Annotated in this window: 19 protein-coding genes; all 19 read right to left on the bottom strand. The window is 49.1% G+C overall.

Features of this window, described 5'->3' with window-relative positions; translation table 11 throughout:
- Window positions 1-15: 15 nt before the first annotated feature.
- On the bottom strand, window positions 16-957 hold the full coding sequence (locus AC1RVX_RS16475; RefSeq protein WP_493217684.1) for a LysR family transcriptional regulator: 942 nt from the start codon (window positions 955-957) through the stop codon (window positions 16-18).
- 192 nt (window positions 958-1,149) lie between these two features.
- Window positions 1,150-2,166 (bottom strand): galactofuranose ABC transporter, permease protein YjfF, encoded by a 1,017-nt coding sequence (gene yjfF, locus AC1RVX_RS16470; protein WP_493217683.1) that lies wholly within the window; start codon window positions 2,164-2,166, stop codon window positions 1,150-1,152.
- On the bottom strand, window positions 2,163-3,215 hold the full coding sequence (locus tag AC1RVX_RS16465; protein ID WP_493217947.1) for an ABC transporter permease: 1,053 nt from the start codon (window positions 3,213-3,215) through the stop codon (window positions 2,163-2,165). Before AC1RVX_RS16465 ends, yjfF begins: the two co-directional genes overlap by 4 nt.
- 86 nt (window positions 3,216-3,301) lie before the next feature.
- On the bottom strand, window positions 3,302-4,849 hold the full coding sequence (locus AC1RVX_RS16460) for a sugar ABC transporter ATP-binding protein (protein WP_493217682.1): 1,548 nt from the start codon (window positions 4,847-4,849) through the stop codon (window positions 3,302-3,304).
- A gap of 115 nt (window positions 4,850-4,964) precedes the next feature.
- Window positions 4,965-5,942 carry an ABC transporter substrate-binding protein gene (locus tag AC1RVX_RS16455; RefSeq protein ID WP_493217681.1) on the bottom strand — a complete coding sequence of 326 codons (978 nt, stop codon included), beginning with the start codon at window positions 5,940-5,942 and terminating at the stop codon, window positions 4,965-4,967.
- Between the two features lie 315 nt (window positions 5,943-6,257).
- Window positions 6,258-6,764: a P-loop nucleotide/nucleoside kinase family protein gene (locus AC1RVX_RS16450; protein ID WP_493217680.1), complete on the bottom strand. Its 507-nt coding sequence runs from the start codon at window positions 6,762-6,764 to the stop codon at window positions 6,258-6,260.
- Window positions 6,765-6,919: 155 nt separating this feature from the next.
- Window positions 6,920-8,014 (bottom strand): SGNH/GDSL hydrolase family protein, encoded by a 1,095-nt coding sequence (locus AC1RVX_RS16445; protein ID WP_493217679.1) that lies wholly within the window; start codon window positions 8,012-8,014, stop codon window positions 6,920-6,922.
- Window positions 8,015-8,101: 87 nt separating this feature from the next.
- Window positions 8,102-10,513 carry a beta-L-arabinofuranosidase domain-containing protein gene (locus tag AC1RVX_RS16440; protein ID WP_493217678.1) on the bottom strand — a complete coding sequence of 804 codons (2,412 nt, stop codon included), beginning with the start codon at window positions 10,511-10,513 and terminating at the stop codon, window positions 8,102-8,104.
- A gap of 1 nt (window position 10,514) precedes the next feature.
- The gene (locus AC1RVX_RS16435) at window positions 10,515-11,540 is read right to left on the bottom strand and encodes an arabinan endo-1,5-alpha-L-arabinosidase (protein ID WP_493217677.1); all 1,026 of its coding nucleotides are present in this window, start codon (window positions 11,538-11,540) and stop codon (window positions 10,515-10,517) included.
- A 21-nt stretch (window positions 11,541-11,561) separates the two neighbouring features.
- Window positions 11,562-13,118: a glycoside hydrolase family 43 protein gene (locus AC1RVX_RS16430; protein ID WP_493217676.1), complete on the bottom strand. Its 1,557-nt coding sequence runs from the start codon at window positions 13,116-13,118 to the stop codon at window positions 11,562-11,564.
- A 56-nt stretch (window positions 13,119-13,174) separates the two neighbouring features.
- Window positions 13,175-14,758, bottom strand: coding sequence for an alpha-N-arabinofuranosidase (locus AC1RVX_RS16425; protein ID WP_493217675.1), 1,584 nt, complete (start codon window positions 14,756-14,758; stop codon window positions 13,175-13,177).
- Between the two features lie 42 nt (window positions 14,759-14,800).
- Entirely contained in the window at window positions 14,801-16,747 is a 1,947-nt protein-coding gene (locus AC1RVX_RS16420; protein ID WP_493217674.1) for a glycoside hydrolase family 97 protein, read from the bottom strand.
- A gap of 123 nt (window positions 16,748-16,870) precedes the next feature.
- Window positions 16,871-17,638, bottom strand: a complete 768-nt coding sequence (locus AC1RVX_RS16415) for an SDR family NAD(P)-dependent oxidoreductase (RefSeq protein WP_493217673.1) — start codon at window positions 17,636-17,638, stop codon at window positions 16,871-16,873.
- 92 nt (window positions 17,639-17,730) lie between these two features.
- Complete coding sequence (locus tag AC1RVX_RS16410) at window positions 17,731-19,302, bottom strand: aldehyde dehydrogenase (NADP(+)) (RefSeq protein WP_493217672.1); 1,572 nt, start codon at window positions 19,300-19,302, stop codon at window positions 17,731-17,733.
- Window positions 19,299-20,291, bottom strand: coding sequence for an AraD1 family protein (gene araD1, locus AC1RVX_RS16405; protein WP_493217671.1), 993 nt, complete (start codon window positions 20,289-20,291; stop codon window positions 19,299-19,301). The genes AC1RVX_RS16410 and araD1 overlap by 4 nt, the downstream gene beginning before the upstream one ends.
- Before the next feature lie 48 nt (window positions 20,292-20,339).
- On the bottom strand, window positions 20,340-22,082 hold the full coding sequence (locus tag AC1RVX_RS16400; protein ID WP_493217670.1) for an IlvD/Edd family dehydratase: 1,743 nt from the start codon (window positions 22,080-22,082) through the stop codon (window positions 20,340-20,342).
- A 346-nt stretch (window positions 22,083-22,428) separates the two neighbouring features.
- The gene (locus AC1RVX_RS16395) at window positions 22,429-23,523 is read right to left on the bottom strand and encodes an aldose epimerase family protein (protein WP_493217669.1); all 1,095 of its coding nucleotides are present in this window, start codon (window positions 23,521-23,523) and stop codon (window positions 22,429-22,431) included.
- Window positions 23,524-23,554: 31 nt separating this feature from the next.
- Window positions 23,555-24,505, bottom strand: coding sequence for a glycoside hydrolase family 43 protein (locus AC1RVX_RS16390; RefSeq protein WP_493217668.1), 951 nt, complete (start codon window positions 24,503-24,505; stop codon window positions 23,555-23,557).
- 16 nt (window positions 24,506-24,521) lie between these two features.
- Entirely contained in the window at window positions 24,522-25,880 is a 1,359-nt protein-coding gene (locus AC1RVX_RS16385) for an MFS transporter (protein WP_493217667.1), read from the bottom strand.

Raw genomic sequence — 25,880 nt, 5'->3', positions numbered from 1 at the left:
ATGGAGTATGCCAGATCAATACAATTCTGTGGCTACCGTACGTACTGCCCGCAACAACAAATCGGCGCCCGGTGACAGTAAATGATCACGCTGGCGGATTATACCGAAAGCATCCATTTTGCACGGCAATTCTATTGGCAAGATACTCAATACATTCAGGGACGCATAATAACGCGCGACATCCACAGGCATGACATGCAGGGTATCAGTTTGTTGCAACAACGCTGTAATCAATAGCAAGGCCGTTGTATCCACAACGTTGACTGGAGGTTCAAGTCCAGCTCGCCTGAACATCATGTCAAAGCGATGACGCAGGACGCTGCCTTGCAACGGCAATATCCAGGGACAGGTATTAATGTCCTGCAATTGCAGATCCGGATGTTCAAGCAGTGGATGACCGTTGCGTGCCACGGCGCAGGCGGGCTCTTCGGTCAGTTCTTCATAGATCAGACTGGAACTATTTTCCTGATCAAGGATACGGCCTATCATGAAATCCAGAGTGCCGCGTTGTAGTCGTTCGAGCAAAATATTGCTTTGCTCCATATGTACACCTATTCGTAGCAACGGTGCCTGCTGCTTGATGCGTGCAATTGCCTTGGGCAGTAAGGCCATGCCCGGTGTCATGATGACACCCACCTCAACCTGACCAACCAGGCCAGAGCGTAAAGCCACAATATCATCATGCGCAAGCGCCAGACTGGTCAGGGCCATGCGCGCGTGGCGTATCATGGTTTCACCAAAGATGGTCGGTTCCATCCCGCGTGGCAAGCGATCAAACAACTGCACATCCAGCATTTCTTCCAGATCCTTCAATTGCTTGGACGCCGCCGGTTGCGTCATGTGCAAGGCTTCAGATGCGCGATGGATATTGCGGTGCTCATCAAGCGCAATCAACAACAATAATTGCCTGGTCTTCAGACGTGCGCGTAAAAACCAGTTGGGATTGGGTGTATCCATAAATAAGCAATGCCGTAATCAATATTGAATTCGTTAGGTCTTACCGACACATATTTTGGTCTTTGGTATGCTTAAACCGCGTACCAATAAGCCCCAAACGATTTTATCGATATTTCATGAGGTCGTATGCTTTGTTTCAACTTGTCGCGTTTATGTAACAGGGGCAAGCTTTTTTCACCCCCGTCTGTGGAATCAAGATTTACTTGCCATTGTTGACGGCGATACTTTTCTGGCAATGCTGATCGCCATAATCCTTTGCACCAGGCAAAAAACAAATAACAAGCCGCCTATCACGATTTTTGTCCACCACGAACTTAAGGTACCGTCAAAGGCAATCAGGGTTTGTATGGTTCCCAATACCAGCACACCAGTCAATGCGCCTGCTACATAACCAACACCACCAGTCAGCAAGGTTCCACCTATGACCACGGCTGCAATGGCGTCTAACTCCGTTCCCTGCGCATGCAAACCATAGCCAGACAACATGTAAAATGAAAACAAGAGTCCGGCCAATGCTGCACAAAATCCGCTAAAGGCATAAATCATGATCTTGGTTTTGGCAACCGGCAAGCCCATCATCAAGGCTGACTGTTCATTCCCACCTATCGCATAGACCGCACGGCCAAATTCACTGTAATGCGCAAGATAAATGGCTACAACCAGCATCAGCAAAGCAATCACCACACCAGGAGAGACAAATACATCAAGAAACGCCAGCTGACTTTGCGACATGCTGACAAACCACGGATCATCAATCGTGATGGAGTTGATACTGATCAGATAACATAAGCCACGTGCCAGGAACATGCCAGCCAAGGTAACGATGAAAGCCTGTAGCTTAAAGAAATGGATCATTGCCCCCATTGCGGCGCCAAATAAACCACCCAACACCAACACCAACGGCACCACTACCAAAGGCGGCCAGTGCCACATCTGTAACATCCAGGCCGTGATCATGGTGGTCAGAGCCAATACCGATCCGACGGACAAATCGATCCCGCCCGACAAAATGACAAAACTCATGCCGATGGCGATCACCAGTAAAAAGGCATTATCGATGAGTAAATTACAGATCACCTGCAAGGACAAAAAGCCGGGATAAGCGATGCCCCCCAACACCAGCATCAACAACAACAGGCCCACCGTCACCAGGGAAATAAAATATGCGCCATGCGTCAATTTGCGCAATGTATGAAAAAAGGAATTCATGTCGGGGAAGTCGTCTTAGGCTTGGATGGGTGTTTGACACGTGCCACGGCACGCTGCCAAATGACTTTAAATTCGGCTGATTGCGACAGGCAAACCATGAATACGACGATGGATTTGACCACCATATTCACTTCTGGCGGCACACCCATGGCATAAATTGTGTAGGTCAGGGTCTGTATGATGAGTGCACCGATCACACTGCCTATCAGGCTGAACTTGCCTCCATTCAGCGACGTGCCGCCCAGGGTCACCGCCAGAATGGCATCGAGTTCCAGCAAGAGCCCTGCATTATTTGCGTCAGCACTTTTGATATTGGCACTGATCATCAGACCGGCAACACCAGCGCACAGGCTGCAGAATACATAGACGAAAAATATCAGGGCAGCGGTTCTGATGCCAGCCAATCTGGCCGCCACAGGGTTAATGCCTATAGTCTGTATGAACAAGCCCAGTGCCGTTTTGCGCATGATCAGCGCGGTCAACAAAAACACCAGTGCAACAATTGTCAAAGAAAATGGCAAGCCGAACAAATAGCCACTGCCTATGAAAAAGTAAGGTTGGTAATACACGGTAACGATTTGCCCGTCTGTCAGCAACTGCGCCAGCCCGCGACCAGCTACCATCAATATCAGCGTTGCCACAATAGGTTGCAGCCCCAGCAAGGCCACTAGCGCACCATTCCACACACCGCACAGCAAGGCGGCACCCAAAGCAGCACACAATGCCCATACCATGGGGGTGTTACTGACATATTCAGGTGTGCCGTTTTTCATGCTCAGCGTGCCACCTATCAACATGGCGGCGACGGTTCCGGACAGCGCCACCACAGCACCTACAGAAATATCAATGCCGCGCGTAGCGATCACCAATGTCATTCCCACCGCTGTCAACATCAGTGGCGCAGCACGATTCAGGATATCAATCACACTGCCATACAAATGGCCACCCTGCAGCCTCAAATGAAAGAAACCAGGGATCAACAACAAATCGATAATGCACAGAACCAGCAAGGCCAGTATCGGTCTGGATAAAGGATGATGTAAGGACATGGATAATCTGTTTTTCATGGACAAAGCCTGTATTGCATCAGCCTGACCAGATGCAGAAAGCGCATCTGCCTTTAGTGGCATATTCATCACGCGCCCCCTGCTATGACTTCCAGAACGGATGTTTCGTCCAGTTCACCTTTTGCATACTCACCGCAAATCTTGCGATCACGCAGCACCAGCATACGATCACTGCAACGCAAGACTTCCGGCAGTTCAGACGATATGAACAAGACTGCCAGGCCCTTGCGGCACAGGCTTGAAACAAAATCCATGATCTCCTGCTTGGCTTTCACATCAATGCCACGGGTAGGTTCATCCAGTATCAGCAAACCTGGTGTAGTCAGCAGCCAGCGCGCCAGCAATACCTTTTGCTGGTTACCGCCAGAAAGTGTGCCTATAGGAGTGTCAATGTCGGCAGTCTTGATGCCAAGACTTTTCACATAGTCTATTGCCAGCGCCTGCTGTTCTTTTATAGGAATGGCGCGCAAAATACCAGTCCGTGCCTGTAAAGCCAGCATCATGTTTTCACGTACTGACAAAGACAATATTGCGCCTTCGTGTTTGCGATCTTCAGAACAAAAAGCAATACCGGCAGCAATAGCATCTCTGGGAGATGAAAAATGTCTATCCCTGCCGTCGATACGGATATGGCCACTATCAGCCTTGTCTGCACCAAACAACAGGCGCGCAGCTTCGGTACGACCAGCCCCAAGCAGTCCACAAAAACCGAGTATTTGACCAGCATGAATCTTCAAATCCATGGGCAGAATGGCTCCCTTGCGTCCCAGACCATGCGCTTCCAGGAATATCGCTGGTTGGGCATCGACAGAAACAGCAACATTTTTTTCATCCGTATTCGACTGCAGTTGTTCAGCTTCGTCGGGCGCACCGATCATCTTGTTCACCAATGCCAGACGCGAAAGATCCTTGCACAGGTATTCCCCTTCCAGCATGCCATTGCGCATCACGGTAATGCGATCAGAAATCGCATAGGTCTGTTCCAGGAAATGGGTAACGAACAGGATAGCCATACCCTGTTCACGCAGACGATGCAATACGCTGAACAGTAGCTGCACTTCGGCTTCATCAAGACTGGAAGTAGGCTCATCCAGAATAAGCACTCTGGCCGACACGCTGATAGCCCGCGATATCGCCACCATTTGTTGTATTGCCAAAGAATAATGGGCCAACGGTACCGTCACATCAATATCGATGTGTAATTGTGCCAGTATGGATGTAGCCTGGCTACGCATGGTGCGCCAGTCTATGCGACCAAAACGCCTGGGGTAACGGCCTATGAAAATATTTTCAGCGACTGACAGATTGGTACAGAGATTAACTTCCTGATAAACCGTACTGATACCCAAATCTTGTGCATCTGACGTGGATTGGGGCTGCACGGCCTTGCCATCCAGCAAAATACTGCCACTATCTGGTGTATATACACCAGTCAACACCTTAATCAGGCTGGATTTTCCTGCCCCATTCTGCCCCATCAGGGTATGTACTTCGCCGGCAAACAGGCGTAAGCCAGCCTGACTCAGCGCTTTTACGCCAGGGAAACTCTTGTCTATGCCACGCAATTCAAGCACAGGCGTGGTGGATGCTCCGCTATCGGATACGCTCATAATCATCTACAGGTTGGGATACTGCAATGTACTGTTCAGTTATTGCAGGCAAAGTATGCCATTGGCAGGAGAAGACATAAATATCTTCCCCGATACCATTTTCAGCGATGGCCTGCAGATTTCAGTATTTGCGATTAGGGAATTCTTTGGCAGCGACTTCAGCCGGGAATACGCCTTCTTCTGTTGTAATCCGCTTCGGCACAGGTTTACCCGCCAACACGTCACGCGCCACCTGCATCAGTTGTGGCCCAAGCAGAGGGCTGCATTCCACTGTAACATTGAGCTTACCAGCGATCATGGCTTCAAAAGCACCCTTCACACCATCAATCGAAATGATGATGATGTCGGTTCCAGGCTTGAGTCCAGCTTCTTCTATCGCCTGTATGGCACCAATCGCCATGTCGTCATTATGCGCATACACCACGTTGATATTTTTCCCCTGGGATTTGAGGAAGGCTTCCATGACTTCCTTACCCTTGGCGCGGGTAAAGTCACCCGTCTGGGAACGGATGATCTTCAGTTTGGGATTGCCAGCTATCGCTTGTTCGAAACCATTCTTGCGGTCTATCGCTGGCGCTGACCCAACAGTCCCCTGAAGTTCGACGATATTCAGTGTGCGATCCGGGGTTTTCTTGGCGCGTTCCAGCAACCAGCGACCAGCACGACGGCCTTCTTCGACGAAATCAGAACCCAGGAAGGTCACATACAGCGAAGTATCAGTGACATTGACAGCCCTGTCAGTCAAAATAACCGGTATTTTTGCAGCTTTAGCTTCGCGTAATACAGTATCCCAGCCAGTTTCAACGACTGGGGAGAAAGCAATCACGTCGACTTTCTGGGCAATGAAGGAACGGATTGCCTTGACCTGGTTTTCCTGTTTTTGCTGGGCATCGGCAAATTTCAGGTTGACACCTTCTTTTTTGGCCGCATCTTTGATGGACAGGGTATTGGCTGTACGCCATTCACTCTCTGCACCCACTTGCGAAAAACCCATGACCAAAGGTTTGGCTGCCATGGCAGACACGCCCCCCAGTCCGGCTGTGGCAATAATGGCAAGCTGAATTGCGTTGCCCAAAAACGATCTACGGCTAAATGTCATGCTGGTCTCCTGAGTATTTGCTGTACCCTGCTATGAACCCTGCTTACGAATGCGCTTGAGCACACTCAGCGGGCCTATCTTATCTGCATAGTGTAAAAGAAACAGGCATAGCCATCCAATGACTTATTTTTTGGTTGCGATATTGTTTTTGATATCTCAGCAATAAAGGACCTGACTGGAAGGTCCATCAGAAAACGGAGGAAATGAGACGCCAAATAAGCCCTGGCACCCAATCCTGATAAGATCATCATGTTAAAAAGTTAAAATTCCGCCCCTGGGTCGGGGCATGGTGGTGGCCGACCAATATGGTCAATCTCAATCATCAGTCTTGATGACTGTGGCATGAAAATCATTAATCTCGTCAAGATCAGGTGCTTCCCACATGTTGCTGGCCAGCTCAAAGATATGATCCGGTACCACCATTGAAAATGTCGCCCCACGCCGTTCGTTACGAAACCTTACTCGCTGCCGACGAACTTCCAAAGCTGTATCCAGGATGTATAACTCAAGCTTGACACCTGCCTCTTGCGCCCTGGCATAGAGCTCGTACCTTGCTTGCCGCTGTATCAGTCCAAGTTCAAGTATAGGCACCTGACCGGCATTGGACATGGTTAGCGCATGATTCCAAATGACATTCAAAAGCCTGTCCTTACGCTGCAAATACCAGGGAATGAAGTCTCCGTCCGGGCGATCTGGGCTGAACAGCCTGGAAAACCACTCGTCGAGTGCAATATGCGTGCCTCTCAATTCGTTTGCCAGCGACTTGGCAAAGGTCGATTTGCCCGCGCCAACCGGACCTTCGATGAGATAGATGGAAGACATATTTGGACACTGTTCCTTATCGAAATTCATTAAAGTAACAAAAGATCAATAATATCACTTAAAGAACAATTTCCGGCGTTCGCAGCACTACAGTTTCATGTGCCATGCCTGGTCTTTTTTACTCTATTTACGACTGATCAAAGGGCGCAATCAGGTTACCAATGCATTTTTTCGCGGATAAATGCGGTGAGTTTGTTGGCATTACTGATGTGCTGCTGCACCCGTGGATGGCCAGCAAAGCCAGTAAATTCGAAGAATAAGGTATCGATCTTTTCATCCGGATTAGCCTGTTTGAGGCGGGCTACAGCGCTACTGATATAGCTCGGCCATTTCGAGCCCTGCTTTACCGCTTCCATGCTGCCCAGCGCACAGACGAGGTAAGCAGACGGATAGGTGGCGCGGATAGTCTTCACAAAATCAATATATGCCTGCACCCGTTGCTCGTCATTGGGTTCTGGCTGCAAGCGATGCTCACGATCAATTATCCACGCATCATTCTGGAACAGATTGATAACAACCACGTCAGGTGTCCAGCTTGAAAAATCCCAACGGCTGTCATTTTTTCCCACGGCATTTAACTGATTGTAAAACTGCGGCATCGTGAACGGGAACCAACTGATCATCAATCCTATGCCGCTTTGCGAGGTGACGTGCATCTCTGCGTTTAAATTGCGCGCGGTTATCGCGTCATAGGCCATGAAATTATTTTTATCTTTAGCAAGATGGTCTGGTCCATCCTCAGGCGACTCATTGCCCATCCCGCTGGTAATTGAGTCACCAAAAAATTCGATACGTCTTGTGGGTCGTGCAGAGGGCGTCAGAAGCGTCCCGGACGTTTCCAATTCAAGCCCCTTGAATGCAGTGGCACCATCTTCGCCTTCAGTGCGCTTGGTAAGCAGAAACTTATGCTGACCATTCTTTAAGTTAGTAGCGACGACATATTTCCGCTCCCCTTGTTCAGCGTGAATGACCAGGGGGTGTGCATAGTCATCGTCAATAAAGACATTGAAATAATTATTACCAAGCTGATCGTCCAGTGTCACGGCGATCGATGGGCCGGTAAAGTTGGCAGCGATGCTGGTGCCTGGCCAACTAAGTTGTGGTGCTTCGCGGTTACTGAAATCGACCCGCCCCGTATATTGCAGTTTAGGATCTGAGGCTGGAATGACCGTTCCAGCCCAAAGAATGGGCGTACTCAACACACCAAGGAAAAACAATGACGATATTTTTAGTGCAGGCAGTAGTTTCATATAAGACCATTTTGCTTTTTATTAGAGGATTAGGGTACAGCAAAGAAAATTCTATATCATTACCTTCGATTACCCTCTATGAAAATATTATTTTCGTAATAGCCTTAAGCCGTACAAACCGCCCGCAATTGAGTCTGGCTGCGCAACAAAACGTACTGTCAGTTTGCCTGCTGCCTTAGCCACAACATCTGCCGGAAGTGCTACGTCCAGATCATAAATATCTTCGGCATGGTCTGCAGTCAAGATCAACTTTGATAACAAGTGGTCATTGACATAAATATCAAATGTGCGTCCCGCATCAGCCTTTGCGAAACTAAGGCGCAAGCTGCCTGCCTTGCCGTCCTTGTCATTCAATTCGTAACTGAACCAGCCACTGGCATGACGCCAGTGGCGGTCCAAAAATATACCTGCGTCAGCACCCTCACCCTTAAAAAAATGATCCGATTCTGGCTGCTGCTCTCCCGGGGCGACCTGGTCTATAGTCTGCGCATCCAGTGCCAGACGCACGGTTTCGGCAGCTGCAGCTTCTGAGCGACGGCTGGCCAGATTCTCTGCACTGGCTTGCGGCCAATAAATTGTGTATCGCGCTTCGTGCAGGCGGAAAAATGGAATCAGCGTGACTGTCTGCATACCCTGCGCACCTTGCCCTGTCATCATCACTGGTGCAGTAAATTGCAATGGCTTGCCTTTGACCGCTTTGATCTTGTGCATAAAATTACTCACGTCATCCACCAGTACAGGTGCAGCTTCCAGCGGACACACCGGCCCTTTTGCAATATGGCCCATGCGGCTATCATCAGCAAAGAAGTTCAGGTTTTCATTGGAAAACATACTGGTTCTGGCAGCCAGCACAATAGGGCCATGCAGAATCGCATAATAATTGCTGGCGTCAGGCATGCGTTCCAACGTGGTATTCATAGGAAAACTGATATCAACCTGATCACCCTTTTTCCATATTCGTTTTATTTCGATATAACTGCCTGGCTTGGCGGTGACCTTGACGGGTACGTGATTGACAAGCAGTTGCAGCTTGCCCGCTGCTACCCATGCCGGATAGCGAATTTTCATCGTAAAGTCTTGCCCCTTCTGAATGACAATGCGTGTACGCCCCTGATCCGGGAAATCTGTGCTTTGCGTCAGCTCCACCTTCTTTTCACGCCAATTCAAGGTCGAGGGAATGAACAGATTAACGTACAGGCTGTCAGCATCATGGGCATAAATGAATTCCCCATACTTGGCATGGCTTTCTATGCCGGACCCGACACAACACCACATCGCCTGATCCACCTGCGAATATACGCGGTAATGATTTGGGCGCATGGGTGTGAAATATACCAAACCACCAGTGTCCGGATGCTGCGATGACAAGATATGGTTATACAGCGCACGCTCGTAATAATCACTGTAACTGGCTTGCGGATCACTCAAGAACAGCAATTCCGTCAGCTTCAGCATATTGTAGGTATTGCAGGTCTCTGGCCCCTCTACCTCATTGAGCATGGGTGAAAAGTCTTTATCGTCATGAAAATGTTCTTTGACGCTGTTACCACCGATAGCCACCGTGCGATGATCATGCACTATCTGCCAAAAAAATGCCGCTGCTTGTTGCCAGTCCTGCTGTCCACTCAGATCACCTATGCGTTTAAACCCTATGACTTTGGGAATTTGGGTATTGGCATGCAAACCATTGAGTTTATCTTCCTTGCGCAATAGTGGTTGCAAAATCGCCTGATGAGAAAACCGGATAGCAAGATCCAGGTACTTCTTGTCACCCGTCATCTCAGCCACATCAACGAACACTTCATTCATGCCACCATGTTCACTGCGCAGCATGGTTTGCATTTGTTCCTGGTTCAGGTGCGTGGCCAGGTCGCCAGCCCAGTCTGCCAGTGCGATCAGCATCTGGCGCGCGTCCTGGCTACCAGCGTAACGATATGCGTCGCGCAAACCAGCATAGGTTTTATGCAGGTTATACCAGGGTACCCATTTGCCATTCACAGAAAAATTATCTGCCTTTAGCTTGCCATTTGCGATAGCCTGCCATGCCTCGTTGCCACCAGGTATGCCACCCAGATAACCATTGTGCTGCGCCTGCTGGCATTTCTTCAATTCAGCGACAAAATAATTTAGCCTATCAAGCACCTGCGTGTCACCAGTGGACGCATACATCAATGCCAGGGCAGACATATAGTGCCCGCCCATATGCCCATCCAGTCCGCTTGATTCCCAGTTACCATAGCTGGCAACCGGCACAGGCAAACCAGCTTCACGTCTGAAAGGAGCCAGCAGCTTATCCGGGTCCAACGCCATCAGATAATGTAAATTGGTAGTTTGCGCCTTTAGAAAAGGACTGTCCGTCAGCCTCACATCAGCCAATGGGAACAACTGCGCAGCCGATACTTTGCCAAACACCAGCACCAACAGCAGAGCGAGAAACACTAAAACAGAGTTTCGGCGTGGGCGCAATCGGAACAAGTCAGTCAATTCCAGATTATTCATATTATTTGGCAGGCAGTTGTACACTGCGATAAGTGTTGAGCTGGCTCGCATCTACGAATGGCCATTGTTCGGCATCCCAATGTATGTCGAGTATTTTCAGTTTTTGTAGATATTTGTCGGCTGTTTCATAGGCATGCAATACCAGATAATCTTTACCATTCATGTGATAAGCACTATTGTGTCCGAGTGCTTTCCAGTCCTGGTTACCAGTCAAGAATAACGAACCGCCACCTTTCAGCATATCTTTACCACCCTTGTCCAGATATGGTCCTGTCACAGTTTTTGAGCGCCCGACAACCAGATGATAAGTGCTTTTTTCTTTTTGGCAGCAAAGCCCCCATGAAACAAACAGGTAGTAGTAATCCCCATTTTTAAAAATGAATGGTGCTTCTATTTCTGCCGGCCCACCTGACTCATCCGGAGTAAATGCCGGGCGCGCGCGCTGGGCTATGGCATGCCATTCCTGCGGCTCAGCCAACCCTGTCCAGGCTTCGTTTAATTTCACCAGCTTGATGCCTGACCAGAACGAGCCAAAGCTCATCCAGGCCTGGCCCTTGTCATCTGTAATGATATTTGGATCGATGGCATTCCATAAATCACGACCTGGTATTGACTGCAGGATCATGCCCTGATCTTCCCAGTGATATTCCGGCGAACGCGGGTTAAGCGTCTTGTTGACAGTAACGCCAATGCCTGAAGTCACTTTGCCAAAACCAGATACCGAATAATACAGATAATATTTACCATCATGAAACTGTATATCCGGTGCCCAGATATGGTCATTAAAACTGGGAGCAGCCTTGCGTGCCCATACTGGCTCACCTGCGAACACCCGCCCTTCCGGACGCCAGTCTTTCATATTAGCCGAGCTATAGAAAGTTATACCTGGTCCGGTACTGAACAGGTAATACGTATCCCCCTCTTTCGCCATCGCGGGGTCATGCACACTGACCTCTGCAGCCATCATCTGGCTTTGCACCAGAACACTGAAGAGGCTCACCATGAGCCAGCAGCAGATACGTTTCATCCTGTTCATCCTTAAGCTCATCTAACTACCGGTACGCGCACCCCAGATTGATACTCCGTCCACCGATTGTGCAGTAAAACTGATGACAAAGGCAGAGGCATTGGTATTCCATTGTCGGGAGAGAACACCACTGAACACACCAGAACCGTCCAGGCTAATCTGGATATTATTATTGCCCCGATATTTCCAGCTACCGCCCACCGCGCCAGAAATACTGCCATCACTATTAAGTTTGATATTTTGCGACAATTTCAAAGTCGTGGAAATATCTTTGCCATGATTGATCATCTTGTAGCTGCCTTCGGCATCTTTGCTGCTGACATCTGCAGCCACGACGGGAACACTTTTACTCAGTGATGCATATCGGAAAGGCGCTACCACCAGCCAACCATCTTCATTGATAAACATCTCATGCACACGCACTTCGTGATACTCACCCGTATTCGGGAAACGTGTATGAAAAATCAAAAAATATTGATTGGTGGACGCTTCATAATAGGCTGAATTATGTCCAGGTGATACATAGCCCAGCGGCGTGCCAGTTTCCCCCGTCGCCAGCGCAAATTGATAATTACCCATCAATTTTTGTCCATAAGGTGCAATGCTTGCATCGTCAAACAAGGGCAATGCCGGATTGGCTTTAACCTTATCCATGTCATTCCCCTTGGCATCCAGATACGGGCCATCTGGTGCCAGCGAACGTGCCACGCGCAAATTGTAGGCACCGTTCGCATCCAACCCTCCAAAGGAAGTGAACATATAGTAATACTTCGATTGTGGGCTATACATGACATATGCCCCCTCGATCCGGCTATGGTTTCCACCCATCAGGTGTTTGCCGTAACCCTGATTGGATTTGGGCAGTCCTGTCGTTTTATCCATGGCCAGGATAAAAATCCCGCCTGAATAAGAACCATAGATCATCCAAAGATTGCCATCCTTATCGCGAAACACATTTGGGTCAACCGTGTTAGGCTGAGTCAGTGCATCATAGATCGTCTTGCCATCTTCACTTATCTGCCCCCACATGCCGGATTTCAGAAAAATCTGTTTGTTGACATATGGCCCTTCTATCTTGTCAGCAACCGCCACACCCAAGGCCGAACGAGGCGAATCGCCCTTGCAGGAGTTGTAGTAAAAATAGAATTTACCGTCATCAAGCTGGACCACATCCGGCGCCCACAAATCCACCACCTGCGACCATGAAAACAGATCAGACAACACCTTCGTCACATCAGCAAACAAAGGATTCGCTGCATTGACCCCATCGGCAACTTTGGTCCAGTTCATCAGATCAGTTGATTTGGCCGCAGCAAGGTGTGAACCAAAAATATAGTAAGTACCATTGGTCTTCACTATGGATGGATCATGCACCGACACATTATTAAAACTCAATGCCGCTTGCGTGGCATTACCAGTGCTGCCACTGCTTGTGCTGGTACTGCCAGAGCTAGCAGTTGAGGTACTACTACCCGTACTGACGGCTGCAGCAGAACCACCACCACCTCCACCACAGGCGGCCAGCGTCAGCAAGCCGGCCAATGCCATGGCTTGCATCAATTTTGATGACAACATCATCTACTCCCGTATGATTTTCACTATTTGCAGATATTGCAAATACAAAATTGCAATAATTATTCGAGTGAAACCACAACGACAGCCTTGGCAGGAATGTTCAGTGTCAGCTTGCCTGCTTTTGCAGTAGTACTGAAGCTGGCTGGCTGTACCGCCTGGGGTTGAGCAAACGTATTGTGGGCATCCATGGCCTTGGCCGTCAGAACGCGACCTTTGGCGGTTTTGATTTTTTCGCCGGCAACATCAATATCAACGTCAATGTTCTTGTTGGGATTGGTATTCACCAGTGACAAATACAGCTTGCCATCCAGACCACGTGCAGCGGAAGCGCTGACTTCAGGGATACTGGTTTTGCCAAAGCTGTATTCAGGGTTATTTGCAATCGTCAAAGGCAAAGCCGTCGCATTTTGAAATGGCACATACATCTCAAATGCATGATAGGTTGGCGTCAGCAGCATCTTGTCTTTCTCTGTCAAAATCATAGCTTGCAAGACATTCACCATCTGGGCAATATTGGTCATGCGTACACGGTCAGCATGTGCATGGAAAATATTAAAATTCAATGCCGCAACCAAGGCATCACGCAGACTGTTTTGCTGATACAAAAAGCCGGGATTGGTGCCTGGTTCCACGTCGTACCAGGTACCCCATTCATCGACATTGAACGAAATCAGGTTTTTCGGATCGTTCTTGTCCATCTTGGCGACATTGTTCTTGATCAGGCTATCCATATGCAGCGTATTTTTTAGTGTGGATATCCACTGATCTTCACCAAAACCAAGTGCCATGCCTTTCTTTTCCCACACGCCGGTAGGTAAGGTGTAATAGTGGAAGCTGACGCCATCAATGCGCATATTCCATGAACCACGAATATGTTTGGTCAGGTAATCAGTCCAGGTCGTGTCTTCATCGTTCCCGCCACTTGCCAGAATCTTGGGCATGTAGTCCTTGGGGGCTTTCAAGAAACTTGCGTACTGGTTGAACAGATTGGTGTAATGTTCCACCGTCATATTGCCACCGCAACCCCAGGCTTCATTGCCTATGCCAAAAAATGCTACTTTGAACGGTTTGTCATGTCCATTCTTGCGACGTAATTCTGCCAATGTAGATTTGCCATCGCCCGTCATGTACTCCACCCATTCCGCCATTTCCTGTGGTGTACCAGAGCCAAGATTGCCGTTGACGTAAGCATCCGCACCAAGCATGTCAACCAGATCAAAAAACTCATGCGTGCCGACGGCATTGCGCTCTTCCACATTGCCCCAGTTGGTATTCATCTTGACTGGACGGCTTTCACGCGCACCGATACCGTCGCGCCAATGGTATTCATCAGCAAAACAACCGCCTGGCCAACGTACCAGAGGTACGTGCATTTTTTTCAACGCACCGATGACATCATTGCGCCAGCCTTTGGTATTCGGAATGGGTGAATCCGGACCAACCCACATGCCTTCATATATACCTGTACCCAGATGTTCGGCAAATTGTCCGTAAATATTCTTGTTGATGACAGGCCCGGCTTTTTTTGCATCAATACTGATGGTAATTTCATTCGCAGCATAGCTTGGTGCGGTAATCGCGGCAAATGCGAGGACTACTGCAGAAAATGCACCCGCTTTAAAACCGGTTTTTAATGTTTTCATTTTTTTGTCTCCTGATTTCTATAAAATCTTGCTGATACCTATTTATTTAAAAACTGCGACAAAGCCGCCTTGTGGTTTGATCGTGAAACTGGTTTGTTTACCTGCCTGTACAAGCTGTTGTACAAACGCCCTGCTACCATCACCATCGGTAATCAATTGCGCTTTCTTGTCACCGATAAAGGACAGATCCAGACTCAATTGTTTGTCTTGGTCGGTCGCATTCATGCCTGCCACATACCAGATGTTGCCAGCACGACGGGCGATCACCACATACTGTCCTGGATAACCATCAACAAAACTGCTGTCGTCCCATGACACCGGCAAAGTCTGTAAAAAACTTTTGACATACGCAGGTACCGTTGCCATGCCTTCGGGTATTTCGGCAAAATGCTGGATGCCAGACAAAAACAACACTGACTCAGCCAATTCAAAGCCATTGCGTGTTTTGCGTTGTATATTGGGGATATCGGCAAATACCATGGGTGTGAAATCCATGGGGTCAAACAGATTACGCGCAAAAGGCAGCATGGCTGCATGGGTAGCGACGGCATCCTGATCTTTTTGGTCAAACGTCGTGAATTCAAGCCCCTTGACCGCTTCCATACTCATCAGATTGGGATAAGTGCGCGCCCAGCCGCGTGGCAAGGTGGCTCCATGAAAGTTAACCAGTAAACCAGCATCAGCCGCATCCTTGAGAATGGCGAGGTAATAGGCAATCATGGACTGGCCGTCACCTGCAAAGAAATCTACTTTGACACCCTTGACGCCGATGTCGCGCAAACGGGCAAATTCCTGCTTACGTTGTGCAGCAGTCAGCAATTGCCCTTTAGGGCTATATTTGGTCGTGTTCCAGGCACCAGAAGAGTTGTACCAGACCAGTACACCTACATTTTTTGCTGCGCCATACTCAACCAGTTGCCTGAGTTTTTCATAGCCTATTTTTTTATCCCAGTCAGCATCGATTAACGTGTATTCCCAATGCATGTCGGCGGCATAATCAATGAATTTTTTCTGTACATCAAAAACCGTGAAATCGTCCTTGAGCAAAGCCCAGCTCCACGACGCATGACCAGGCTTGACGATGCCGGCATCCAGCTTGATGGCAGGCGCTGCCAGGTCGGTACCAAGACTCGAATTCATGACAGCTGCCAGACTACCTATACCAATAATGCGCCAGGGCGAACGCAATATATCGCTGCTTTCTGCCAGCAAGGTGCCGGCATTCTTGCCATCAGTGAATACTTCTGCTGCCATAGGCATACCAAGCTGATAAACACCGCCAGGCGATGCTGCCTGCAAGCGCGATGCATGCCAGCTGCCATCCATATTTGCTTCCGTCAGTACCACCCAGTTATCCCGGCTATTGAACAAGGCGGGAAACACCCAGCCTGCCTTGGACGGCGAGACAGTTCCCACCGGGATATTCATCAGGTAATGTTCTTCGTAAGAGGGATTGGTATTACTCCAGCCTGTTTGTGCGACAGCAATAGGCTGCAGCCATGCCCTGGCCTGGCTATCAAAAGAAAATGTGCTTGTTTCTTTGATGAATTTCTTGAATTTGATACCGGAATCGCTGACTACGTAACGAAAGGCCACACCATCGTTCGATACACGAAACACCACATCCATTTTTTGATGATTAGCATTTTCTACCGTCAGCACCTGCTCATTTGCTGCATAGTGGTTGATACGACGTTTACCAACCAACATTTCATAGGTGTCCGTCACTAGTTTTGGAGATGAAATATGTCCTATTTTCAAATGCTGCGTAAAATCAGCTGCATCCAGTTGCAAGCCCAGACCGGAAGGTAAAATCACCGCCTGACCGTCACGCATCACGCTATACGTCAATTGCTGCTGCGCCGACAATTCCACTTTCAAGTACAAATGCTGATCCGGACTGGACAAGGTGGTCGCCGCAAAAGCGGTCGTTGCCAAAGAATTGAGCAATACGCTGAACAGCATAACAACGCTACATCTGATTATCATATTCATTCCCATCTGAAGATAAGGCATGCATTGACCCTGCCGCCTGTTTTTCCACAGGCGGGTCACATGATTCGGGGACAACAGGTATTGCAGTATTGCTATGTGGCCTGACAGCCGCCGGGATCAGACCCAGCCACCATCAACAATAAATTCCTGTGCGGTACACATGGCACCGTCATCTGCCGCCAGAAACAGCACCATAGAGGCAATATGGGCTGGCATCAGCTTGTTGGGCAGGCATTGATTGCGTTTGATTTCCTGTTCACCAGCTTCATCCACCCACAAATCGATTTGACGTTGCGTCATCACCCAGCCGGGTGACACCGTATTGACCCGTATGCCATGCGCGCCGAATTCACGCGCCAGACCACGCGTCAGCCCGACCACCGCAGCCTTGGCCGTGGCATATACAGGGTAACCCGCTCCCTTGATATGCCAGGAAATGGAGCTGACATTGATGATAGAGCCAGCCCCTTTCTTCTTCATACCGGGCAATACAGACTGGCAGGTAAAAAACATGGGGCGCTGGTTGATGGCAATACGCTCATCCCAGTATTCGACACTGACTTCTTCAGTCTGATGGCGCTGATCATTGGCCGCATTATTGACCAGCACATCAAAGTCCCCCATCTCGGCAGCCAGTTCAGCCATGGTTTTTTGCAGAGCCTGAATGTCAGTGATATCACAGTAGCGGAACAAGGGAGCAGGCAAACCAGCGGCAACCAGCTTGCTACACAACGCTTCGCTAGCGTCTTTGGCGATATCTACAAACGCCACCCTTGCACCCTGTTGGGCAAAAGCTGTTACCAGTTCTTCACCGATGCCGGTGCCGCCACCAGTAATAAACACTGTCCGCCCCTTCAGACTGGCATAGTGTGCCAATTGATTCATGCTATCTCCTGCTCGTTGTTTTATGGTTCTGCTATTTTAGATCGACTGCTACGCTTATTAAATCAACTGCTGCGCTTATTGCATTTTTCTTTTTATTTCTTCCCCAACTCACCGTCATGACGACGCCATATATTTGCTGCATTTTCATCACGCAGACTGGCAGGCAACAAAGCCTGCGGCAAATTTTGGTAACAGACAGGACGTAAAAAACGATGTATGGCTGCCGTGCCTACTGAAGTGCTACGACCATCTGAAGTTGCCGGAAACGGGCCACCATGCACCATGGCAGAGGCAACCTCAACACCGGTTGGAAACCCATTAGCTAGTATCCGCCCAACCTTGCGTTCCAGTACAGGCAGCAATACGCTGACCTGTTCAAAATCAGCTTCTTCTATCTGTACGGTGGCAGTCAGTTGTCCTTCCAGTGCTTCAGTGACTGTACGCATCTGCTCCACGTCGCGGCAAACGACCAGCAACGATGTTGGGCCAAACACTTCATTCTGCAGCGCATGCTGGCTCAAGAAGGTATCTGCACTGGTCACAAACATAGCCGGGTTGGCCTTACCCTCTTCTACATCAAGCTTGATCAGTGTGTTGACTCCTTCCGCCCCGGCCAAGGCATCTACACCACGCTGATAATTGGCTGCGATTCCAGGCGTCAACATGGTTGCGGGCTGCACATCAGATACAGACTGGGTTGCCTGTTTCACGAACCGGTCCAGATCAGATCCATTAATCGCCAACACCAGGCCAGGATTGGTGCAAAACTGGCCAGCCCCCAGGGTCAGTGAAGTAACAAAATCTTTGGCAATCTGCTCTGCCCTTTGTGCCAATGCCTGTGGAAACAGAAAGAGCGGATTGATACTGCTCATTTCCGCATACACGGGTATAGGTTGCGGGCGAGCTGCTGCCACAGCCATCAGGGCCAAGCCGCCAAAACGTGAACCAGTAAAACCCACAGCCTGTATGGCAGGATGGCGCACCAGTTCCTGGCCGATTTCATTGCCTGTACCTGTCAGCAGGGAAAACACACCCACAGGCAAACCACACAATTGCAATGCCTTGACGACGGCACGACCTACCAGCTCAGATGTACCCGGATGAGCAGGATGCACTTTCAATACCACAGGACAGCCGGCTGCAAAAGCCGCCGCCGTGTCACCACCGGCAACTGAAAATGCCAAAGGAAAATTACTGGCTGCGAATACCGCAACCGGCCCCAGGCCTATCAATTGCATGCGCAAATCCGGGCGCGGTGGCTGGCGATCAGGTAAGGCACTGTCGATACGGATATCCGGCCACGAACCTTCGCGCAAGAGATCAGCAAACAATTGCAATTGATTGACGGTCCGGCCTCGTTCACCTTCAAGGCGGGCGCGCGGCAAACCGGTTTCGGCCATCGCACGCTCGATCAGACGGTCACCCAGCGCCATGATTTGCTGACCTATGGTCTCCAGAAAAACCGCCCTTTGCTCACCCGTGCAGGCACGAAACGGGTCAAATGCCGCCTGCGCCATACTGCAGGCGGCGTCAATCTGCTGCTTGTCCACCGTATAAAAAGCGGGCGCCATGCCGAGCATTTTGGTGGGATCAAACGCCAGGAAAGAGCTACCACGCCCCTTTTCAGCAACACCGCCTATCAAGGCCTCGCCAGTGATGTTCATAAAGCTTTGACCTTGGTAAATTCAGTATGTTTGACAGTCAGGCGATTGCGCAATGCAGGTCCAAATGCAGGCGCTTCAATTTCAAAGGTTTCACCCGGCTTGACGCTGACTCCATCTGCAAAGCTCAGCGTTGCTGTACCAAAGAAATGGATATGCACATCACCTGGACGATTAAACAATGAATATTTGAAATGATGGTATTCAAGATTGGCAATGGTATGCGACATATTTTGCTCACCACTGACGAAACTCTTTTCCCATCGTGGTCGTCCTTCCACGTCATAAATACGAGAAGTCCCGGCGATGTGTTGAGGCAGATCACCAATCAACAGTGCTGGCCCCAGGCCACATACACGCAGTTTGGAATGAGCAAGATACAAATAGTTTTGACGCTCAGTCACATGGTCAGAAAATTCATTACCGATTGAAAAACCAACGCGATATGGCAAACCATTGTCACCAATCACATACAGGCCGGCAATTTCTGGCTCTTCGCCGCCATCCAGCGCGAAATCAGGCATATCCAGGTTTTGTCCACTGGCACGCACGACAGAGCCATCGCCTTTGTAAAACCATTCTGGCTGCACACCAGTTGCACCTTCTGCTGGCTTGCCACCTTCCACACCCAGGCGGAACATCTTCATGCTGTCACTCAGGTTTTCAACATCGCCACCAATTTTCTTGTGCATGGCATCACGTGCATCGGCACTGCCCAGATGCGTCAAACCGGTACCAGTAACATAGCAATGAGCATTATCGCGATGATCCAGTGGCGGCAGCAGGCGCCCTTCTTTGGCGACATCTTCATAGTCATAGACTGTATTACCCAAAGCTGAAGTTGCCAGCTTTTCAATACCGGCCTGCAACCTGATTGCAGTCTGCGCCAGCACATAAGTACTGGAGTAGCCATCGATAACGCGAATCTTATCTTGCTCCAGCGCACCCAACAGACGTGTACCGGATGAATTGGTGAATTGTACGAGTAACATATTTTCTCCTGAAGCTGGTTGCCTGCTCAGACTGATAACATCGATGAATTAGTGAGAATGTTTGGGTACCGCTGAGCCACGACTACCCACCAGGAAATCAAAATCACATCCCTGATCAGCCTGCAGTACATGGTCAATATAGAGCTGCTGGTAACCACTTCTGGTAGATGGCTGCTGTTTTTCTGCCCGACTTGCCAGGCGTTGCTGCATTTCTTCGTCAGTAATATCCAAGTTCAGGCTGCCATTGCGGCAATCCAGGGCGATCCAGTCGCCATCCTGCACAATACCTAAAGGGCCACCAGCCATGGCTTCTGGTGCCACATGCAATACCACGGTACCATAAGCGGTACCACTCATGCGGGCATCCGAAATCCTGACCATATCCTTGACACCCTGCGCCAGCAATTTCGGTGGCAAGCCCATATTGCCCACTTCCGCCATGCCGGGATAGCCTTTGGGGCCGCAATTCTTCATGACCAATACAGAATCTGCATCCACATCCAGATCAGGGTCAAGGATACGCTGCTTGTAATGTTCAAAATCTTCAAACACCACGGCCTTGCCGCGATGCTGCATCAGTGCCGGTGTTGCGGCAGACGGCTTCAACACAGCACCACGTGGCGCCAGATTGCCACGCAAGATACAGATACCACCGTCAGCCAGCAAAGGATTATCCAGTTGCCGTATGACTTCATCGTTATAAACTGGCGCTTCCTGGCAATTTTCCCAAAAACTTTTGCCGTTCACAGTCAATGCATCCTTATGCGGCAACAAGCCACCGTCGCCAAGGCGGCGCACGACACCAGGCAAACCACCAGCATAATAAAATTCTTCCATCAAAAAGCGACCCGAAGGCATCAAATCCACGATGGTTGGCGTACCGCGACCAATATTGGTCCAGTCTTCCAATTCCAGTGGAACACCGATACGACCCGCAATCGCTTTCAAGTGAATAACAGCATTGGTGGAGCCACCAATCGCTGCGTTCACACGTATGGCATTTTCAAATGCCTCGCGGGTCAACACTTTAGACAGACGCAAATCTTCACGCACCATTTCAACTATGCGTATACCAGACATGTGTGCCAGCACATAGCGCCGGGAATCTACTGCTGGAATGGCTGCATTATGCGGTAACGATGTACCCAATGCCTCCGCCATACAGGCCATGGTAGATGCTGTGCCCATGGTATTGCAGGTACCTGCAGAACGTGACATGCCGGATTCTGCTGCCATGAACTGATGCATGGTAATTGAGCCTGCCTTGACAGCTTCATGCAATTGCCAGACCGCTGTACCAGAACCAATATCCTTGCCATCCAGCTTGCCGTTCAGCATAGGGCCACCGCTGACGACGATAGTAGGGATATCACAACTTGCAGCACCCATCAGCAAGGCAGGCGTAGTCTTGTCGCAGCCAACCAGGAGCACCACAGCATCCATAGGGTTGCCACGAATCGACTCTTCCACATCCATACTGGCCAGATTGCGTGTCAACATCGCTGTTGGGCGCAAGTTTGATTCACCATTTGAAAACACCGGAAACTCGACCGGGAAGCCACCCGCTTCCAGAATGCCGCGCTTAACATGTTCCGCCAGTTTACGAAAATGGGCGTTGCACGGTGTCAGTTCCGACCAGGTATTGCAGATGCCGATAATAGGCTTGCCTTCAAACTCATGATCAGGTATGCCCTGGTTCTTCATCCAGCTACGATACATGAAGCCGTTTTTATCCTGGGTTCCAAACCATTGCGCCGAGCGTAATGCCACTTTTTTCTTTGCTTCAGACATGCAGTATCTCCTTGTTTTTATGGCGCGAGGTCGCAGCTTGCTCATGGACCTGCATTGATGTAGAGATACTAAAGACTCCAACGATGTCTTTCCAATGACTTTTTATTTGCAACTGATACTACAATTGATATCACCAGAAAATATATCCCTTTCCACAAATGAAAACCCCGGGATTTACCCGGGGTTAAATATTATTGATCGCGTTTTGTCGGCTTTAGCACGTAATTTCATACTTAGTTTAATACTTAAAACGATACGAAAATGTCATAGCTCTGCAGAAAATAATCAGGCTTATGATCATTTTTGCTTGCAAAAGCATCCTTTTACGTCTTCCTACATCAACTGATCAGCTCTGTACCGAGAAGCGATAAATTGAAGCAGAGCGATATTCATCACCCGGTCGCAATATCGTCGAAGGAAAATCTGATTGATTCGGCGAATCCGGGAAGTGTTGCGGTTCTATGCAAAAACCGCTGTATTTTTCATAAGTCAGGCCCTTGCCCTTGAGACTGCCATCCAGGAAATTCCCGCTATAGAACTGCAGACCTGGTTCATCCGTCAATAATTCCAGTACCCGACCAGACACAGGTTCATGAATACGCACGGCAAGAATGAATTCTTTTGCTGCTTTCTTGTTCAGGACAAAGTTATGGTCATAACCCTGACCATAAGCTAATTGCTGATCCCTATCAGTTATCTGTGCACCGATTTTTTTTGCTTTGCGAAAATCAAATGCAGTACCAGCCACTGGTGCTAACACCCCAGTTGGTATCAGACCGGCGTCCACTGGTGTATAAGTATCAGCATTGATCGTCACTTCATGATTCAGCACTGAACCTTGCCCCGCCAGGTTGAAATAGGCATGCTGGGTCAAATTGACCGGTGTTGCCTTGTCGGTGGCCGCGTGATAGCGGATGTGGAACTGATTGTCATCGTCCAGTTCATAAGTTACGGTCACATGCAGGTTGCCAGGATAACCCTGCTCACCATCTGGGCTGAAATAACGCAGGCTGAGCCCGACACTATTACGTTTCTGAAATGGCGTGGCATCCCACTTCACCTTATGAAAACCTGCACTACCGCCGTGCAAGTGGTTTTCACCATTATTGCGATCTAGCCGATAAGTCCTGCCATCCAGATCAAACCGCCCTTGCGCAATGCGATTGCCGTAACGTCCTATCAGCGCCCCAAAAAAAGAAGATTCGCCTGTGTAGGGTTGAAAATCAGCAAAGCCAGTCGTTACATCGGTCAATTCCCCATGCCGGTCAGGCGCGTGCAGTTCGGTAATGATGCCACCAAAATCCGTTACCTTGATCAGCATGCCTTTGCGATTGCGCAGCGTATACAAATGAATGGCCTGACCATCGGGAAAATAGCCAAAAACGTTTTGTTGCAGGCTCAGCTCGTGGATTTCATTAGTGAATTGTTCAGCAGACATCATGAGGATTTTTACGCATTACGTGAACTAAAAATCAGGTTGCCAGTGATGGCCGACCAAATTGCGGCATGCCTTGCGCATCCCAGGCCAGTGCCTTGACAAAGGTATGGCGATCAGGATTCCACAAGGGATCACCTATGATTTCTGTATAGGTGCGCGCATGATATACCAACATCACACCATCGCCATCTTCTGCATAAGTGAAACTATTGTGCCCCGGCCCGTAAATACCATGTTCGTAGCAGGTCTGGAAAACAGGTACTGGTGACTTTGCCCAAGAGGTTGGGTCAAGCAGATCAGCGTTTTCATCAGCCCACAACAAGCCCATGGCATAGTTCTCATCCGTCGCACTGGCGGAATACGAGATAAACAACTTGCCGTTACGCTTCAATACCGATGGCCCTTCGTTGACCCAGAAACCACGGATTTCCCAATCAAATTCGGGTTTACTCAACATCACAGGCGGCCCTGCCAGTTGCCACGGTGTTTTCATGGGGGCGATGTACAGGTTGGAATTTCCTTCTATGGCATTGTCCTTTTGCGCCCACAGATAGTACAGCACACCATTATGCGTGAAGGTAGTGGCATCCAGGCAGAAGGTATCGATACCTGTGTCTATTTGCCCCATGAATTCCCATTCGCCCTCCAGCGGATTGGCATTCGCATTGCGAATTGCATACATCCTGTGCTGAAACAGTTTGTTTTTGATTTCACGACTGGGTGCGGCAGCAAAATAGACATACCACGCACCCTGATTGAAATGCAATTCTGGTGCCCACAGCAACTCACTATAAGATCCTGTTTCTGGCTTATGCCACACATTGACCGCAGGCGCTGCCGCCAAACCTGTAATTGTGGTGGCACGACGGATTTCTACCCTGTCGTATTCTGGAACTGAGGCGGTGAAATAATAGTACCCGTCGTTGTGCTTATAAATATAAGGATCTGCACGCTGCAGTATTAAAGGTTTTAAGATGTCTGTCACTTGAGATTCTCCAAATTCAGGCTTGCGCAACGATATAACCTTTGTTACGCATTTCTTCTTTCACTTCACCATAGTAATGATCGCTGATGCGATATTTGAACATCAGCATCCCCATGATGAAATGAAAAACACCCGGGATAAGCGATAACATCAGTGCAATACCTGTCAGGGCAAACTGGGTTTGTTCGTGATTCGGCTGGTAATCAAAATACGTCAGCAAAATCCCCACCAGACCACCCGCCACGGCCATACCGGCTTTCTGACAAACAGAAATACCACCAAAAGCAAAACCCGATACTCGTTTGCCGGTCTTTACCTGACCATAATCAATAGTTTCCGCAATCGCAGACCAAAACACCGGCGCGTGCAAATCAACCACAAACGACAGTAAAAAATACAGGGCAAAACCCAGCACCATGTCACCTGGCTTGACCAGGAAATAAATCAACACACTAATTCCGGCTACTGCAATCTGGGTGTAGCGAAATAATTTAACCTTGCAATAAAATTTGGTAATCCATGTGGACGCCACCATGGACAAAATGGCTGCAGCTACACCGGCAGACAAGAATGCTGACACCGTTGCTGTATTCCCACCCAGGTAATATTTGGCATAGTAAATCGCCACCGAACCACGCACGACATAGCCCACCGTCCCAGTCACACAAACGCCACACAATATCAGCCACTGGTCATTGCGCAACAACACTTTCAGCTGAGCCGAAAGGGATTGTTTTTCCACTACATGCGTCACTCTTTCAGTGGTGGTGAAATAACAAAACAAAAACAAGGCCACACCCATGAATGCCATCACCGCCATCGCTGACTGATAACCAGTTGCGGCATTACCACCACCCCATTTTTGCGCCAATATGGGGACGATAATAGTCACCATAAAAGCCCCAATTTTTGCAAAAAACAAGCGATAACCATTAGCCGACAAACGTTCTTTAGGATCATTCGTCAAGGCGCTAACCAAAGAGATATAGGGAATGCCGACACCCGCCGTCATCACCGTCATCAGGATATAAGTTGAATATGCCCATACCAGCTTGGCGTCATATGCCCATCCCGGCGTGCTGAACACAAAGAAGACACTGACACCATAAGGTATAGCCAGCCATAATAAATAAGGACGATAACGCCCGGTACTGCGCGTAAACCGATCCGTCATTTGCCCCATGATCAGGTCAGCGATTGCACCTATTATTTTTACGGCGACAAACAGTAGTGCCAAATCTGTTGTTTTCAATCCGTAGATATCGGTATAGAAAAAAGTGATGATCAGCATCATGGATGAGATCACGACATTAAGCGCCATGTCCCCTGCCCCGAAGCCGACTTTTTCCAGGGTCGATAATTGTTGAGTCTCCAT

Source organism: Undibacterium sp. GW821-FHT11B02 (genome assembly GCF_058808955.1).
Note: the sequence above shows the minus strand (reverse complement) of the source record. Positions and strands in the feature narration are given on the sequence as shown.

Excerpts from the sequence above, each read along its gene's own strand:
- AC1RVX_RS16475 (WP_493217684.1), bottom strand. The coding sequence starts at position 957 with ATGGATACACCCAATCCCAACTGGTTTTTACGCGCACGTCTGAAGACC.
- yjfF (WP_493217683.1), bottom strand. The coding sequence starts at position 2,166 with ATGAATTCCTTTTTTCATACATTGCGCAAATTGACGCATGGCGCATAT.
- AC1RVX_RS16465 (WP_493217947.1), bottom strand. The coding sequence starts at position 3,215 with ATGTCCTTACATCATCCTTTATCCAGACCGATACTGGCCTTGCTGGTT.
- AC1RVX_RS16460 (WP_493217682.1), bottom strand. The coding sequence starts at position 4,849 with ATGATTATGAGCGTATCCGATAGCGGAGCATCCACCACGCCTGTGCTT.
- AC1RVX_RS16455 (WP_493217681.1), bottom strand. The coding sequence starts at position 5,942 with ATGACATTTAGCCGTAGATCGTTTTTGGGCAACGCAATTCAGCTTGCC.
- AC1RVX_RS16450 (WP_493217680.1), bottom strand. The coding sequence starts at position 6,764 with ATGTCTTCCATCTATCTCATCGAAGGTCCGGTTGGCGCGGGCAAATCG.
- AC1RVX_RS16445 (WP_493217679.1), bottom strand. The coding sequence starts at position 8,014 with ATGAAACTACTGCCTGCACTAAAAATATCGTCATTGTTTTTCCTTGGT.
- AC1RVX_RS16440 (WP_493217678.1), bottom strand. The coding sequence starts at position 10,513 with ATGAATAATCTGGAATTGACTGACTTGTTCCGATTGCGCCCACGCCGA.
- AC1RVX_RS16435 (WP_493217677.1), bottom strand. The coding sequence starts at position 11,540 with ATGAAACGTATCTGCTGCTGGCTCATGGTGAGCCTCTTCAGTGTTCTG.
- AC1RVX_RS16430 (WP_493217676.1), bottom strand. The coding sequence starts at position 13,118 with ATGATGTTGTCATCAAAATTGATGCAAGCCATGGCATTGGCCGGCTTG.
- AC1RVX_RS16425 (WP_493217675.1), bottom strand. The coding sequence starts at position 14,758 with ATGAAAACATTAAAAACCGGTTTTAAAGCGGGTGCATTTTCTGCAGTA.
- AC1RVX_RS16420 (WP_493217674.1), bottom strand. The coding sequence starts at position 16,747 with ATGATAATCAGATGTAGCGTTGTTATGCTGTTCAGCGTATTGCTCAAT.
- AC1RVX_RS16415 (WP_493217673.1), bottom strand. The coding sequence starts at position 17,638 with ATGAATCAATTGGCACACTATGCCAGTCTGAAGGGGCGGACAGTGTTT.
- AC1RVX_RS16410 (WP_493217672.1), bottom strand. The coding sequence starts at position 19,302 with ATGAACATCACTGGCGAGGCCTTGATAGGCGGTGTTGCTGAAAAGGGG.
- araD1 (WP_493217671.1), bottom strand. The coding sequence starts at position 20,291 with ATGTTACTCGTACAATTCACCAATTCATCCGGTACACGTCTGTTGGGT.
- AC1RVX_RS16400 (WP_493217670.1), bottom strand. The coding sequence starts at position 22,082 with ATGTCTGAAGCAAAGAAAAAAGTGGCATTACGCTCGGCGCAATGGTTT.
- AC1RVX_RS16395 (WP_493217669.1), bottom strand. The coding sequence starts at position 23,523 with ATGATGTCTGCTGAACAATTCACTAATGAAATCCACGAGCTGAGCCTG.
- AC1RVX_RS16385 (WP_493217667.1), bottom strand. The coding sequence starts at position 25,880 with ATGGAGACTCAACAATTATCGACCCTGGAAAAAGTCGGCTTCGGGGCA.